This window comes from Streptomyces sp. NRRL F-6492 (genome assembly GCF_001280125.1).
Classification (GTDB): Bacteria; Actinomycetota; Actinomycetes; order Streptomycetales; family Streptomycetaceae; genus Streptomyces.
Genome location: NZ_LGEG01000220.1, coordinates 50,529 through 65,033, shown reverse-complemented (window position 1 = coordinate 65,033; position 14,505 = coordinate 50,529). Strand labels below are relative to the sequence as shown.

Sequence of the window (14,505 nt, the reverse complement as noted above, 5' to 3'; positions counted from 1 at the left end):
CGAGCCCGCCGATGCCCGTGGCCGTGTGGCCGAGCTGCACGTCCTGCGTGAGCGGGCGCTGGCGGGTCCGAGTGAGCGGGCGACGCAGGCGCAGCACGCGAAGGGCAAGCTGACGGCGCGTGAGCGCATCGAGCTGTTGCTCGATCCTGGTTCGTTCAGCGAGGTGGAGCAGTTGCGCCGGCACCGGGCGCAGGGTTTCGGCCTGGAGGAGAAGAAGCCCTACACCGATGGTGTGATCACCGGGTGGGGGACGGTGGAGGGGCGGACGGTCTTCGTCTACGCGCACGATTTCCGGATCTTCGGCGGTGCGCTGGGCGAGGCGCACGCGACGAAGATCCACAAGATCATGGACATGGCCATCGCGGCCGGCGCGCCGCTGGTCTCGCTCAACGACGGGGCGGGTGCCCGGATCCAGGAGGGTGTCTCCGCGCTGGCCGGTTACGGCGGCATCTTCCAGCGCAACACCCGTGCCAGTGGGGTGATCCCGCAGATCAGTGTGATGCTCGGTCCGTGTGCGGGCGGCGCGGCCTACAGCCCCGCGCTGACCGACTTCGTGTTCATGGTCCGTGAGACCTCGCAGATGTTCATCACCGGTCCGGACGTGGTCAAGGCGGTCACCGGCGAGGAGATCACCCAGAACGGCCTGGGCGGCGCGGACGTGCACGCCGGCACCTCGGGGGTGGCGCACTTCGCCTACGACGACGAGGAGACCTGCATCGCGGAGGTCCGCTACCTGCTGGCGATGCTGCCGCAGAACAACCGCGAGAACCCCCCGGCCGCGCCCTGCCAGGACCCGGCCGACCGCCGCTCGGAGGTGCTGCTGGACCTGGTGCCGGCCGACGGCAACCGCCCCTACGACATGCACCAGGTGATCGAGGAGCTCGTCGACGACGGCGACTACCTGGAGATCCACGAGCGCTGGGCCCGCAACATCATCTGCGCCCTGGCCCGTCTGGACGGCCAGGTCGTCGGCATCGTGGCCAACCAGCCGCAGACGCTGGCCGGGGTGCTGGACATCGAGGCCTCCGAGAAGGCCGCCCGGTTCGTGCAGATGTGCGACGCCTTCAACATCCCCATCGTCACCCTTCTGGACGTGCCCGGCTTCCTGCCCGGGGTCGACCAGGAGCACGGTGGGATCATCCGGCACGGCGCCAAGCTGCTGTACGCGTACTGCAACGCCACCGTGCCCCGGATCAGCCTGATCCTGCGCAAGGCCTACGGCGGCGCCTACATCGTCATGGACTCGCAGTCCATCGGCGCCGACCTGACGTACGCCTGGCCGACCAACGAGATCGCCGTCATGGGCGCCGAAGGCGCCGCCAACGTCATCTTCCGCAAGCAGATCGCCGACGCCGAGGACCCCGAGGCCATGCGCACCCGCATGGTCAAGGAGTACAAGGCCGAACTCATGCACCCCTACTACGCCGCCGAACGCGGACTGGTCGACGACGTCATCGACCCCGCCGACACCCGCCAGGTCCTCATCCGCTCCCTGGCCATGCTCCGCACCAAGCACGCCGACCTGCCCTCCCGCAAGCACGGCAACCCGCCGCAGTAAGCACCAAGAGGAGCCCCCTGCCATGAGCACCCCCGCCAACCTCCTGCGCGTCGAGAAGGGTCACGCCGACCCCGAGGAACTCGCCGCCATCACCGCCGTCCTCCTCGCCCGCGCCGCCGCCCAGCCGTCGGCACCCACCGCGGCCGCACCGCGGCCGGCTGGCGCCGCCTGGAGCGCGAACACGGCTTCCGCGCCCCCCACAGCTGGCGCTGACCCACCACGGGCCCAGCAGCCCGGTGACAGAGCGGCGGCCGTCCGGGAGTCCCGGCGCCCATCCGTGGGATGCTCGTTCCATGACGGGTAGCCGCGACGAGCCGGACGTGCCTGAGCCGGGGAACATCGGCTTCGGGGGAGCCACCGCGCTCTCCCGCGCCACCGGTGCGGGCTCCGTCTTCTCGTCGAGCCGCTACGTGGCCCGCCGGCAGCCGACGGTGACGGCCGCGGGCCCGCGTCCGCCCGCCCTCACCGCGTCCGCCGTCCAGGAGGTGCTCGACGTACTGCCCGGCTCGGCGATCTTCCTCCTGCCGCTGACCGGGGCGGACGGCGGGGTCGAGGACTTCCGGATCGCGGCGGCCTCGCCCGACGCGCTGGACATCGGCGGCCGCCGGGGCAAGGAGCTGGTGGGACTCAGCGTCCTGGAGACGTATCCGCGCGTGCTCGGCACGACCCTGTGGCGCGGCTACCTCGACGCGCTGGAGAACGGCGTCCGCTACGAAGGGGAACCCTTCGAGTACGAGGAGGTGCTCGCCGGCATACCCCGCCTCTCCCGGTTCACCGTCCACGCGAACGCCTGCCAGGGAGGGCTGATCGTCTCCTGGGCGCGCCTCGACAGCGGGGAGCGCGAGCAGCGCCGCCTGGAGGTAATGCAGCGCCTGGGGAACATGGGCTGGGCCAACTGGGACCTCGTCCGCGACGCCATCACCTGGTCGGAACAGGTCTACGACATCTTCGCCCGCGACCCCTCCCTCGGCCCGATGACCCTGGAGGAGCTGCCCGCGCACGTCCTGGCCGAGGACCTACCCGCCCTGGGCGCCGAGGTGCGGCGACTCCTCGGGGACGGGCAGCCCATCGACCACACCTTCCGCCTCACCACCCCCCTCGGGGAGGTCCGGCACCTGCGGATCGTCGCGGAGGCCGAGGCGGACGCCCACGGCTCGCCGGTCGAGGTCCACGGCTTCTTCCAGGACCTGACCGCCGTGAACCGGACCGAGGAGCAACTGCGCGAACGCGACCGCACCGCCGTGGCGCAGCAGCAGACGCTGACGGCCGAGCGCGTCCTCGCCGCCCGGCTCCAGCACGCGCTGCTGCCCCTGCCCCAGCAGTCGCTGCGCCTGGCCGGCCTCACCGTCGACGTCGCCTACCAGCCCCTCCAGCAGGGACTGAACGTCGGGGGCGACTGGTACAGCGCCATCGAACTGCCCGACGGCAGCGCGCTGCTCGTCGTCGGCGACGTCGCGGGCCACGGGCTCGACGCCGTGGCCACGATGGCCCAGCTGCGCTTCACCGCCAAGGGCATGGCCATCACCGGGACCCCCCTCGCCTCGATCCTCGCCCGGCTCAACACCCTGCTGTGGCACAGCGCGGACCGCGCCTACAGCACGGCCACGATGGTCATGGGCCGTTACGAGCCCTCCTCGGGAATCCTCACCTGGGTGCGGGCCGGCCACCTGCCGCCCCTGCTCCTGCGCCGGGGCGAGCCCCGCTACCTGCCGTCGCCGCGCGGCGTCCTCCTGGGTGCCACGACCAACCCCCGCTACGACTCGTCCGCCATCCGCCTGCTGCCGGGCGACCACCTGCTGTTCTTCACCGACGGCCTGGTCGAGGCCCCGGGGGAGCTCCTCGACGTGGGCCTCGCCCGCCTGGCCCGCACGGTGGCCGAGTGCGGCGACGGCCCGCGGCCCCTGGACGACGTCCTGGACGCCCTCGTCGACCCGGCGACCCGCCGCGACGACATCTGCGTCCTGCACGTCGGCGTCTGATGGCACGCACCGGGCGCACGGCACCGGACGGACCCCTCGTCCTCCACGCGAACCTCGTCTCCGGCCTCGCGGTCGACCAGGAGGAGCGCGAGGTGCTCCGCGCCTGGGCGGAGCAGGCACCGCGGGAGGCGTGGCTGCTGCGGCCCGGCGACGTCCTCGTCTCCCCGGTGCCGGTCGGGGAGGAGTTCCTGCGGTACGTCTGCGGCCTGACCGGCGTCCCCCGGGACTCGGTCACGGTGGTCGTCCTGCCCGGGGCCGGTACGGCGGAGGGCGGAGCGGACCCGTACGCCGACGTCGTCGGGGCGGTGGGCGGCCGGCCCCTCCGGGGGGTCCTCCCCACGGCCCTGGACGGCGCGGCGATCGGCCTGGCGCGGGCCCTGGGCGTCCCCGTCGCCCCGTACCCCTCCGTGGCGGCGGCCGAGGCCGCCCTCGACGTGACCGGACGGCTCAACACGAAGGCCGGGTTCCGGAGCGCGGCGCTCGCCCTGGGCATGAGGCTGCCGGACGGCCTGGTCCGCCGCCGCGACGGCGTGCCGGGCGCGGTGAAGGAACTCCTCGCCTCGTACGGGCGGGTCGTGGTCAAGCCCGACCGGTCGGCGGGCGGCCACGGCATGCTCTTCCTTCCGGCGGACCCGGCGGACCCGGCAGGCTCGGCGGGTTCGGCAGGCTCGGCGGGTTCGGCGGCGGATCCGTGGACCGGGGACGAACTCCCGCCCGTGGGCGGCCCGGAGGGGCTGTGGGTCGTCGAGGAGCGGATCGACGTGGCCCGCTCGGTGAGCGTCCAGCTGGAGACGGGACCCGACGGGACGAGCACGCTGTTCAGCGGCGAGATGCGGACCGTGGAGGGCGCCTTCACCGGCTACCTCTCGCCGCTGCCCGCCCCGGCGGCGGACGTCGGGGCCACGCTGGAGACCTGGGGGCACGCCCTGGGCGGCTTCCTCGCGGCGCGCGGCTACGCCGGGCCCTTCGGCCTCGACGCGATGGTGACGCCCGGCGGCGAGGTCCTCGCGGGCGAGAGCAACGTGCGGCGCACCGCCACCACCACCCCGCGGGCCATGGTGGCGCGCCTCGCCGCCAGGGCCGGGGCCGGGACCGGCGCTCCGGCCTGGGCGACGGGCAAGGCACGGACCCCGGCCGCGTACTCCTTCGGGGAGGCCGTGGAGCGGCTGCGCCGGGGAGGCCTCGCCTACGACCCGGTGCGCGGCGGGGGAGTCGTCCTGTACGCCGGACCGCCGCCGGACGGACGGACCTGGCGTTACGCGGTGATCGCCGCCGACCACGTGGGCGTGGCGCGGTACGAGGAAGCGCTGCGGGCCTCCTGGGCCGGTACCCGCTGAGGCGGGCCCCGCGCCCTACGGCTCGATCAGGCCCACCCGGATCGCGTAGCGGGTGAGTTCGAGGCGGTCGCGCATGCCCAGCTTCTGGAGGAGGTTGGCGCGGTGGCGCTCGACGGTCTTGGGGCTGATGACGAGGAGGTCCGCGATCTCCTTGGAGCTGTGGCCCTCCGCGACGAGCTTGAGGATCTCCTCCTCGCGTTCCGTGACGGCCTTGTCGGGCAGGGGCCTGCCCTGTTCCGCCCGGTCGAGATAGGTGCGGATCAGGGCGGTCTCGGCGCCGGGGTAGATGAACGGCTCGTCGCGCACCGCCGCCCGGCACGCCTCCACCAGGTCGCGGTCGGCCACTGACTTCAGGACGTAACCGCTCGCCCCGGCCTTGAGGGCCTCGAAGAAGTACTGCTCGTTGTCGTACATCGTGAGGATCAGGATCCTCAGCTCCGGCTGGAGGCGGCTGAGTTCGCGGGCCGCCTGGAGTCCCGTCCGGCGCGGCATGGAGATGTCGAGGACGGCCAGGTCGATCCGCTCGGAGCGGGCCAGGGCGACGGCCTCCGCCCCGTCCGAGGCCTCGGCGACGACCGTGAGGTCCGGTTCGGCGTCGAGGATCAGCCGCACCCCGTTGCGCACCAGGGCGTGGTCGTCCGCGAGCAGGATGCGCGTCGGGTGCGCTCCGGTCACGACGCCCCCTTCCCCGCGCCGCCGGTCGTGCCGTCGCCCTTCGCCGTACCGCCGGTCATGACGCCTCCCCTTCCGGAGTCTTCCCTTCCGGACCGCCGGTCACGACGTCCCCCTCCTCCGTGCCGCTGCCGGCCCCCGTGCCGCCGGTGGTGTCGAGGCGGACCTCCGTCCCCCCGTCCCGGCCGTCGCGCACCGTCAGTTCCGCGCCGATCAGCAGGGCCCGCTCGCGCATGCCCCGCAGCCCGGCGCCCTCGGGCGCGTCCCCGATGCCCTGCCCGTCGTCCCGTACGAGCAGCCCCACCCCGCCCCGGGGCAGGAGCCGCAGCCGCAGGTCGACGTGGCTCGCCCCCGAGTGGCGCGCCGTGTTGGTCAGGCCCTCCTGGGCCACCCGGTAGAGCACGAGCTCCGTCTCGTGGTCGAGCTTCGGCAGACCGGCGTCGATGTGGGGCCGCACCGTCAGGCCGCGCGTGGAGAACTCCGACGCCAGCGACCTGAGCGCGCTGTGCAGGCCCAGCTCCTCCAGGACGCCCGGCCGCAGCCGGCGCGCTATCCGCCGGATCTCGTCGAGGCTGCCCCGGGTGGTCTCCTGCGCCTGGAGCAGCTCGGCCCGCAGCTCGGCGGGGGCGTGGTCGGCGGAGTGCTTCAGCTGGAGCAGTACGGCGGTGAGGGTCTGACCCACCTCGTCGTGCAGCTCCTGCGCGATCCGCCGGCGCTCGGCCTCCTGGGCGGACAGCACCCGGGCGCTGCTCGCGGCCCGCTCGGCCTCCAGCCGGTCGAGCATCGTGTTGAACGTACGGGTCAGCTCCGCGATCTCGCCGCGCCCCTCCACCTCCGCGCGCCGGCCGGGCCGCAGCAGGTCCGCCGCCCGCATCACCCGGGTGAGCCGCTGGAGCGGCGCGAGGCCCACCCGCAGCAGGAAGGCGTTGGCGACCAGCATCGACACCAGACCGGCCACCAGGACGAACGCCTCGCCGACGAGGACCGGGGTGGAGACCGTGACGGGGCCGAAGAGCAGCAGCACGGCGACGACCAGGATCGCGGCGTTCAGCAGGAAGAGGCGCCAGTACAGCGACACCGTCCCGCCTCTCCCCGGGCCCGACGTGTCGCCCGGCCGCTCGATGCCCACCACGTGTCCGACGCCCGTCGCGCGTCCGGTGCGCACCGCGCTCTCCGACTCCACGGCGGGACCCGTCTCCCGGCTCATCCTGACCGGTTTGTCGGTGTTCTGTCCATCCGTGCTGACACCCATGTTCCGCGTCTCCCCGCGGATGGCACCATGACGGGGCCGCGGGGTGCGGGACGGCGCCGTTCCCCCCGTGGCGCATCCCTTTCCACGAAAGGCCGGAACCGGCCCCGACCGGCTGCGACCGGTCACGACGACAGGAGGCGACGGGCCAGTGCCTGCCCCGCGGACCAGAACCACACCCCTGCCCGGAATCGGAGTCCAGTACGACTTCACCACCCGGGAGCACCAGCACCTCTCGGTCATCGCGCACCGCGACGGAACGCGGACGGTGAACGTCTACCGTGCCGACGACCCCGACGCCTGCGCCCAGTCCCTCCACCTCACCGAGGGCGAGACGGCCTCCCTGATCGACGCGCTGATGCCCGCGCACCACAGCCCCAACGTCCTGCACACCACGGACCTGGGGCTCGTCGCCGAGCGGATCGAGCTGTCCGCGCACTCGTACTGGAACGGGCGCGTGCTCGGCGAGACGCGGATGCGCACCGAGGCGGGGGCCTCCGTCGTCGCCGTGCTGCGCCGCTCCGGAGCGATCCCGTCCCCGACGCCGGACTTCCGGCTCGCGGGCGGCGACACCCTCATCGTGATCGGCACCCGCGAGGGCGTCGACGCGGCGGCCGCGATTCTCGGACGGGAGTGAGGCGAGGGTGCATTCCGCTGTCTTTCTGATCGAGTTCGGCGCCATCATCCTCGGCCTGGGCCTGCTCGGCCGCTTCGCGGCCCGGTTCAGCTTCTCCCCGATCCCGCTCTACCTCCTCGCGGGCCTCGCCTTCGGCAACGGCGGTCTGCTGCCGCTCGGCGCCAGCGAGGAGTTCGTCGCCATCGGCGCCGAGATCGGAGTCATACTCCTGCTCCTGATGCTCGGCCTGGAGTACACGGCGAGCGACCTCGTCTCCAACCTCAAGACCCAGTACCCGGCCGGGCTCGTCGACTTCACCCTCAACGCCCTGCCCGGCGCGATCGCCGCGCTGCTGCTCGGCTGGGGGCCCGTCGCCGCCGTCGTCCTGGCGGGCGTCACCTGGATCTCCTCCTCCGGAGTCATCGCCAAGGTCCTCGGCGACCTCGGACGCCTGGGCAACCGCGAGACCCCGGTGATCCTCAGCATCCTGGTCCTCGAAGACCTGGCGATGGCCGTCTACCTGCCCATCATCACGGCCCTGCTCGCCGGCGTCGGCCTCGCCGCCGGCAGCGTGACGCTCGCCATCGCCCTGGGCGTGGCCGGGCTCGTGCTCTTCCTCGCCCTCCGGTACGGGCGCCTGATCTCCCGGTTCGTCTCCAGCGACGACCCGGAGAAGCTGCTCCTGGTCGTCCTCGGCCTGACCCTGCTCGTCGCCGGTGTCGCCCAGCAGCTCCAGGTCTCCGCCGCCGTCGGCGCGTTCCTCGTCGGCATCGCCCTCTCCGGCGAGGTCGCGGAGGGCGCCCACACCCTGCTGAGCCCGCTGCGCGACCTGTTCGCCGCGGTGTTCTTCGTCTTCTTCGGTCTGCACACCGACCCCGCCAGCATCCCGCCGGTGATCCTGCCGGCGCTCGCCCTGGCGATCGTCACCGCGCTCACCAAGATAGCCACCGGGTACTGGGCCGCGCGCCGGGCCGGGATCGGGGTCAAGGGCCGCTGGCGGGCGGGCGGCACGCTGGTCGCGCGCGGCGAGTTCTCCATCGTCATCGCCGGACTGGCCGTCAGCGCCGGCGTCCAGCCGCAGATGGGGCCCTTCGCCACCGCCTACGTCCTGGTCCTCGTCGTGATCGGGCCGCTCACCGCCCGCTTCACCGAGCCGATCGCCGCCCACGTCGCCCGTCGCCGGGGCACGCCGACGACTCCGGCCGCGGGAGACGGGGCGGTGCCCGTGGAGTCCGCCCCGAGCCTCCCGAAGGCCGACAGCGACGACGTGGAGGCGGGGAGCGGAGCGTCCGGCCGCGTCTGACACCACGTCCCGGGCATCACGCCCCGGAGACGGGAGAAGCCCGAGGGGGCGCGTCCACCGGACGCGCCCCCTCGGGTGTTTCCGTGCCGTTCCTCAGCCGGTGATCTCCACGGCCTCGCCCTGGTTCCCCTGGTTCCCCTGGTTCCCCTGGGGCTTGCGCGGTTCCTTCTGCTTCTGGGTGATGCCCTGGAGGAGCTGCGCCAGGTCGACCCCGGTGGTGGCGGAGAGCAGCTCCACGCCCTGGGCGACGTTGTCCGCGACCGTACGGGACAGCTGGCTCGCCCCGTCGGTCGAGATGACCGTCATCTTGTCGACGGCCGACAGCGGCTCGGACGCCTTGGCGACGACCTGCGGCAGGACCTCGACGAGCATCTGCAGGACGGCCGCGTCCCCGTACTGGGAGAAGGCGTCGGCCTTCTTGCGCATCGCCTCGGCCTCGGCGGAACCCCGCGCGGCGATGGCGGCGGCCTCGGCCTCGCCCTCGATGCGGACGGCGTCGGCGAGCGCGGCGCGGTGCGCCTTCTCGCCCTCACCGGTCAGCCGGGAGCGCTGCGCGTCGGCCTCGGCCTGCTTGACGAGGGCGATCCGGCGGGCCTCCGCCTCCTGCTCGGCCTGGTAGCGGGCGGCGTCGGCGGGCTTGCGGACCTCGGTGTCGAGCTGACGGTCGGTCAGCGCGGCCTGCCGCTCGGCTACCTTCTCCTGCTCGCTGAGGATGTCCTGCTGACGGGCGGCCTCGGCGAGCGGACCGGCGGCGTTCGCCTGGGCGGCGGCCTCGTCGGTCTGCGCCTTGATCTCGGCCTGCTTCAGGTAGAGGGTCCGCTGCGCGATGGCGATCTCCTCCTCCGCCTTCAGCCGGGCCTGCTCGGCGGCGCGGCGGGCGACGGCCTCGGCGATGTCCGCCTCCTGCTTGGCGCGGGCGGCCTCGGGACGGCCGAGGTCCTCCAGGTAGGAGCCCTCGGTGGTGATGTCCTGGATCTGGAAGGCGTCCAGGACCAGGCCCTGGCCGGACAGGCTGGCCTCGGCCTCCTCGGCGACCTGGCCGGCGAACGCGGCGCGGTCCCGGATGATGTCCTCGACCGACATGCGGCCCACGATGGAGCGCAGCGCGCCGGACAGCACCTCCTGCGTGAAGCCGACGATGCCGTTCTGCTGCATCAGGAACCGCTGCGCGGCCGCCCGGATCGAGTCCTCGGTGCCGCCGACCTTGACGATCGCGACGCCCTCCAGGTTCGCCTTCACGCCGCGCAGGGTCACCGCGCCGCGCACCGCGACCGGGATGTGCCGGCTGGAGAGGTCGAGGGTGAACTTCTGCTGCACGAACGGAACGACGAACACGCCGCCGCCGACCACGACCTTCTGGCCGCTGTTGTCGGTGAAGACGCGCCCGGTGGCGGGATCGGTGGCCTTCTTGCCGCGCCGGCCCGTGATGATGAACGCCTCGCTCGGCCCCGCGACCTTGTAGCGGGTGACGACGACGAGGCCGAGCAGAACGACGAGGACGACGATCCCGAGGACCGCTGTCAGTACAGGACTCATGGCGAAATCCCCTTGAGTGGAACGTGAGTGGAATCGAGTGGAACGAAGAAAAAAGGGGGGAGGGGCGGGAGGCGGTGGGGTCAGCGTTCGACGGGGCGGACGGCGACCGACGTCGACGAGAGGACGGACTCCACCCACACCTCGGCGCCCCGCGCCACCGGTGCGGCGGCCTTCGCCGCGTACTTCACCGGCTGTCCGCCCAGATACAGCAGGACCTCGCCGTAGCCGACGGCGGGGATCGCCGTGACGACCGTGCCCGACGTGCCGGTCAGGTCCTCGCCCCGTGGCGCGGGCGCGTCGTCCCGGAGCAGGGCCCGGCTGAACCGCCAGGTCAGCCAGCCCACCAGGGCGCCCGCCACGGCGCCGACGAGGGTCGCGGTGACGGCGCCCGCACCGGCGGCGCCCGTGGCGATCGCCCCGGTGAAGCCGAGGGCCGAGACGAAACCGGCGATCACCGGAAGGGACAGGAATCCGTCCACCCCGATGCCGACGCTTTCCAGGACGCCGTCGAAAACGAGGGAGAGGGCCAGGACGGCCAGTCCGGCGATTCCGAATCCGAGAAACCAAACCATGTGCTGCGCCCCCTCGGCCCCCGTGATCGGCTCGCGCTTTCGCACCCGCGCGTTTCTCGCGTGCGCGTCCTCGCGCCGAGCCGTGAAATCCTGCTCCCGCGTCGCGAAAGTACCCCATTGTCCCATGTCGCAGACCTGCGGAACATGGGTGCCGGTACCCATTGACGCCCACGCCGGTATTCCGGCGGTGAATTTCCCGAGCCCTGCGAGGCTACCCGAATTCCTTTCCGCCGGGGAGGGGCGGAAGCCCCGTGACGGCCTGTGACGTACGGCTTCTCCGACGCCCGCTCAGTACGATGGCCTGCCGACCGGGCGGGCGGTGACGGGGCCGCGGGGCGCGGCAGGAGCGGAAGGGCGGCGGCATGGTGGACCGGAGCGAGGAGGGGGCGGAGGCCCCGGCCCGCAGACGCGGACAGGGCGAGCTGGAGGCCCAGGTGCTCGCCGTCCTGCGCGAGGCGTCCGAACCGGTGCCCGTGGCGTGGGTGCGCGAACGCCTCGGCGGCGGCCTCGCCTACACCACCGTGATCACCATCCTGACCCGCCTGCGGGCGAAGGGCGCCGTCGAACGCGAGCGCGCCGGCCGGTCCTTCCGGTGGACGGCGGTCGCGGACGAGGCGGGGCTCGCCGCCCTGCGGATGCGGAAGGTCCTGGACGCCGAGGCGGACCGCCAGGCGGTCCTGGCCAGTTTCGTGACCGCGCTCTCGCCGAACGACGAGCGACTCCTCCGTGAACTCCTCTCCCCGGAGGCCGGGGAGGAGGAAGGCTGACCGTCATGGGAGTCTTCGTCTTCCTTCCCCTGGTCCTTCCGCTGACCGCGTGGCCGGTCGCCCGCCTCGCCGAACAGCGGCTCCACCCCCGCACCGCGACCCGGCTGCTCGCCGCCGTCGCCGGTGTCTCCGCCGTGTGCAGCACGCTCTGCCTCGGACTGCTGATGATCGTGGGCACCGCGCAACTGCCCGGCAATCCGCTCCCCGACAGCTGGTCGGACCCCGACGTGCGCGCGGCCGTCCCGTACGACGAGGTCGCGGGCCGGACGGCCATCCCCGCGCTCCTCGCCGTCCTCGTCTCCTGCGCCGTCGCCGCGTGGCGGCGGTCGCGGGTGCGCCGCCGGGCGGCGGGCGCGCTCGCGGGGCTGCCGCCGACGTCCGTCGCGGTGCTGCCGGACCGCACTCCGTACGCGTACGCGCTCCCCGGCGGGCGCGGGCGCGACCGCGTGGTGGTCAGCACCGGCATGCTCGCCGGGCTCGGGTCCGCCGAGCGGCGGGCCCTCTTCGCGCACGAGCGGGCCCATCTGAACGGACGTCACCACCGGCACCTGCTCACGGTCCACCTGGCGGCCCGGGCCAACCCGTTCCTGCGCCCGCTGCGCACCGCCGTCGCGTACACCGCCGAGCGCTGGGCCGACGAGGAGGCGGCGGCCGAGGTCGGCAGCCGCCGCGCCGTGGCCCGGGCGATCGGCAAGGCCGCGCTGCTCGCCCCGCGCGCGCCCGCCGCCACGCTCCCCGCCCTGGCGGCGGTGGGCCCGGTGCCCCGCCGGGTGGCGGCCCTGATGCGCCCGGCCCCGGTGGGCCGCGCCTGGCCGCCGGTGCACACGGCGGCCGGTCTGGCCGCCTGGGGCGCCGCCTTCGGCACGACGGTCTCGGCGCTGTCCTCGGCCAACTCGGCCGTCACGCTCTACCTCGTGCTGCACACGGCCACCACGTCGGTGTAGCCGGGCCCCGGCGGGACTAGAGGTCGAACTCGTGCGGCGGCAGGTCGAGGGTGAAGCACGCCTCGCGCACCACGGCCTGCTCCGTCTTGTCGAAGTCGCCGTCGGCGCCGCCGATGACGATGCCGATCTGGACGACGGCGCGGGCCTCGGCCGGCTTCTTCTTCGCCTTGGCGACCTCTTGGAGGACGCTGACCTTGCCGAAGTCGAAGTCGGCGGTGAGCTTGTCCAGGTTGGCGTCGAAGCGGCGCTGGAGGTCGAGCGCGTCGAAGTTCCGCAGCACCTCGTTGGTGGCGATGAGCTGGGCGACCCGGCGGCGCTCGGCGGGGTCGATCGTGCCGTCGGCGGCGGCGACGAGGGCGCACATGGCCATGCTCGCGTCCCGGAACGCGCCGCTCTTCAGGTCGTTCTTCCTCGCCACCAGCTGGGTCTGCATCGTCGATGCGGATTCCTTGACGCGGTCCCACAGGGCCATGAGCACTCCAGACGTCGATTGCCTACTTCTACGTATGTGTAGAACTCGGTGGCGCCGCCGGGAGTTCCCGGGGTCGGCGGACGGCCGTCACCCGCCCAGGACCAGGAGCGAGACCCACAGGGCCGCCGTCGACGCGACGAGGGCGGCGGGGACGGTGAGCAGGCCGAGGCGGGTGAACTCCCCGAGGTCGACCGGATGCCGGTGCTGGTGCGCGATGCGGCGCCAGAGGAGGGTGGCGAGGGAGCCCGCGTACGTGAGGTTGGGGCCGATGTTCACGCCGATCAGGACGGCGAGCACCGCGCCGGGCCCGGAGCCGGCCGCCAGTGGGACCAGGGCCAGGGTCGCGGGCAGGTTGTTGATGAGGTTGGCGAGGACGGCGGCGAGCGCGGCGGTGCCGAGCAGGGCCGGCAGGGAGGTGCCGTCGGGCAGGAGGTGGGCGAGGACGGTCCCGAGGCCGTTGTCGACGACGGCGCGGACGACGACGCCGAGGGCCAGGACGAAGGCGAGGAAGGGCAGCGAGGCCGAGCGGACGAGCGCGCGCGGAGTGGTGTGACGGCGCGCCAGGGCCCGTACGGCCAGGACGGCGGCGCCCGCCGCGGCCGCCCAGGCCGGATCCACGCCGGTGGCCGAGGCGACGGCGAATCCGGCGAGGGTCGCGGCCACGGTGACCAGGGCGAAGAGCGGGAGCGCGACGGGCTCCGGCGGCTCCGTGGAGTCGGCGGGGGCGGCGAGGTCGCGGGCGAAGAAGCGCCGGAAGACCGCGTACTCGACCGCGACGGCGGTCAGCCAGGGGAGCAGCATCAGGAGCGCGAACCGGGTGAAGCCGAGGCCGGTGGCCGTGAAGGCGAGCAGGTTGGTCAGGTTCGAGACGGGCAGCAGCAGCGAGGCCGTGTTCGACAGGTGGGCGCTCGCGTAGACGTGGGGTTCGGGGCGGGCCCCCATCCGGGCGGCCGTCGCGAAGACCACCGGGGTCAGCAGGACGACGGTCGCGTCCAGGCTCAGGACGGCGGTGATCAGCGAGGCGAGTCCGAAGACGGCGCCGAGCAGCCGCTGGGGCCGGCGGCGGGACCAGCGGGCCATCCAGGCGCCGCACGCGTGGAAGAGCCCTTCGTCGTCGCAGAGCTTGGCGAGGACGAGGACGGCCGCGAGGAAGCCGATCACCGGCCCGAGCCGCTCGGCCTCCTCCCGCACGGCGTCGGGCGTGACCGCCCCCACGGCGAGGACGGCACCGGCGGCGGGCAGCGCGAAGACCGCCTCGGGCAGGCGGAAGGGGCGGACGACGGCGCAGAAGAGCACCACGGCCAGGGCGAGCACGGACACGAACGAGACGAGCATGTGCCGATCATCCGGGTCGGCGGGAACGGGGCCGCCCCGGGGGTCCGGCGAGTCTCGCCGGACGCCGGACGCCGGACGCCGGACGCCGGACGCCGGGCCCCGGCCCGTACGCGTCTCGCCCGCCCCCCCCGCCCGGGCCCGCTCCCACCGTGTTTTCCGCGTCCC

General features: G+C 73.7%; 13 protein-coding genes and 1 pseudogene. 8 read left to right on the top strand and 6 right to left on the bottom strand.

Going from position 1 to position 14,505, the window contains the following annotated elements:
- From ADL08_RS19580 to ADL08_RS19570, 4 genes and pseudogenes are all read left to right on the top strand, one after another.
- Positions 1 to 1,558, top strand: a 1,558-nt coding sequence (locus ADL08_RS19580; RefSeq protein WP_053644708.1) for an acyl-CoA carboxylase subunit beta, incomplete at its 5' end; no start/stop codon positions are given.
- Positions 1,559 to 1,580: 22 nt separating this feature from the next.
- Positions 1,581 to 1,771: pseudogene (locus ADL08_RS35725) on the top strand (acyl-CoA carboxylase subunit epsilon).
- Positions 1,772 to 1,851: 80 nt separating this feature from the next.
- Positions 1,852 to 3,537: a PP2C family protein-serine/threonine phosphatase gene (locus ADL08_RS19575; RefSeq protein ID WP_078968416.1), complete on the top strand. Its 1,686-nt coding sequence runs from the start codon at positions 1,852 to 1,854 to the stop codon at positions 3,535 to 3,537.
- Positions 3,537 to 4,874: a peptide ligase PGM1-related protein gene (locus ADL08_RS19570; RefSeq protein WP_053644686.1), complete on the top strand. Its 1,338-nt coding sequence runs from the start codon at positions 3,537 to 3,539 to the stop codon at positions 4,872 to 4,874. The genes ADL08_RS19575 and ADL08_RS19570 overlap by 1 nt, the downstream gene beginning before the upstream one ends.
- Positions 4,875 to 4,889: 15 nt before the next feature.
- Here the strand turns inward: ADL08_RS19570 and ADL08_RS19565 are convergent, their stop codons facing one another.
- Together ADL08_RS19565 and ADL08_RS19560 are read right to left on the bottom strand one after the other, a co-directional pair.
- On the bottom strand, positions 4,890 to 5,549 hold the full coding sequence (locus ADL08_RS19565) for a response regulator (protein WP_053644685.1): 660 nt from the start codon (positions 5,547 to 5,549) through the stop codon (positions 4,890 to 4,892).
- A gap of 55 nt (positions 5,550 to 5,604) precedes the next feature.
- The gene (locus tag ADL08_RS19560; RefSeq protein ID WP_078968419.1) at positions 5,605 to 6,624 is read right to left on the bottom strand and encodes a HAMP domain-containing sensor histidine kinase; all 1,020 of its coding nucleotides are present in this window, start codon (positions 6,622 to 6,624) and stop codon (positions 5,605 to 5,607) included.
- 322 nt (positions 6,625 to 6,946) lie between these two features.
- Between ADL08_RS19560 and ADL08_RS19555 the strand changes: the two genes are divergently transcribed.
- Positions 6,947 to 7,432, top strand: coding sequence for a cation:proton antiporter regulatory subunit (locus ADL08_RS19555; protein ID WP_053644683.1), 486 nt, complete (start codon positions 6,947 to 6,949; stop codon positions 7,430 to 7,432).
- A 7-nt stretch (positions 7,433 to 7,439) separates the two neighbouring features.
- A complete protein-coding gene (locus tag ADL08_RS19550) occupies positions 7,440 to 8,714 on the top strand; it encodes a cation:proton antiporter (RefSeq protein WP_053644680.1) in 1,275 nt (424 codons plus the stop codon).
- A 93-nt stretch (positions 8,715 to 8,807) separates the two neighbouring features.
- Here the strand turns inward: ADL08_RS19550 and ADL08_RS19545 are convergent, their stop codons facing one another.
- Positions 8,808 to 10,250 (bottom strand): flotillin family protein, encoded by a 1,443-nt coding sequence (locus tag ADL08_RS19545; RefSeq protein ID WP_053644678.1) that lies wholly within the window; start codon positions 10,248 to 10,250, stop codon positions 8,808 to 8,810.
- Between the two features lie 80 nt (positions 10,251 to 10,330).
- Positions 10,331 to 10,822: a hypothetical protein gene (locus tag ADL08_RS19540; protein ID WP_053644704.1), complete on the bottom strand. Its 492-nt coding sequence runs from the start codon at positions 10,820 to 10,822 to the stop codon at positions 10,331 to 10,333.
- 362 nt (positions 10,823 to 11,184) lie between these two features.
- On the opposite strand from ADL08_RS19540, the gene ADL08_RS19535 reads away from it, so the two are divergent.
- Entirely contained in the window at positions 11,185 to 11,589 is a 405-nt protein-coding gene (locus ADL08_RS19535) for a BlaI/MecI/CopY family transcriptional regulator (protein ID WP_053644676.1), read from the top strand.
- A gap of 5 nt (positions 11,590 to 11,594) precedes the next feature.
- Complete coding sequence (locus ADL08_RS19530) at positions 11,595 to 12,533, top strand: M56 family metallopeptidase (RefSeq protein ID WP_053644674.1); 939 nt, start codon at positions 11,595 to 11,597, stop codon at positions 12,531 to 12,533.
- A 16-nt stretch (positions 12,534 to 12,549) separates the two neighbouring features.
- Here the strand turns inward: ADL08_RS19530 and ADL08_RS19525 are convergent, their stop codons facing one another.
- The gene (locus ADL08_RS19525; protein WP_053644672.1) at positions 12,550 to 13,005 is read right to left on the bottom strand and encodes a tellurite resistance TerB family protein; all 456 of its coding nucleotides are present in this window, start codon (positions 13,003 to 13,005) and stop codon (positions 12,550 to 12,552) included.
- 87 nt (positions 13,006 to 13,092) lie between these two features.
- Positions 13,093 to 14,340 (bottom strand): SLC13 family permease, encoded by a 1,248-nt coding sequence (locus ADL08_RS19520; RefSeq protein WP_053644670.1) that lies wholly within the window; start codon positions 14,338 to 14,340, stop codon positions 13,093 to 13,095.
- Between the last annotated feature and the right edge of the window lie 165 nt (positions 14,341 to 14,505).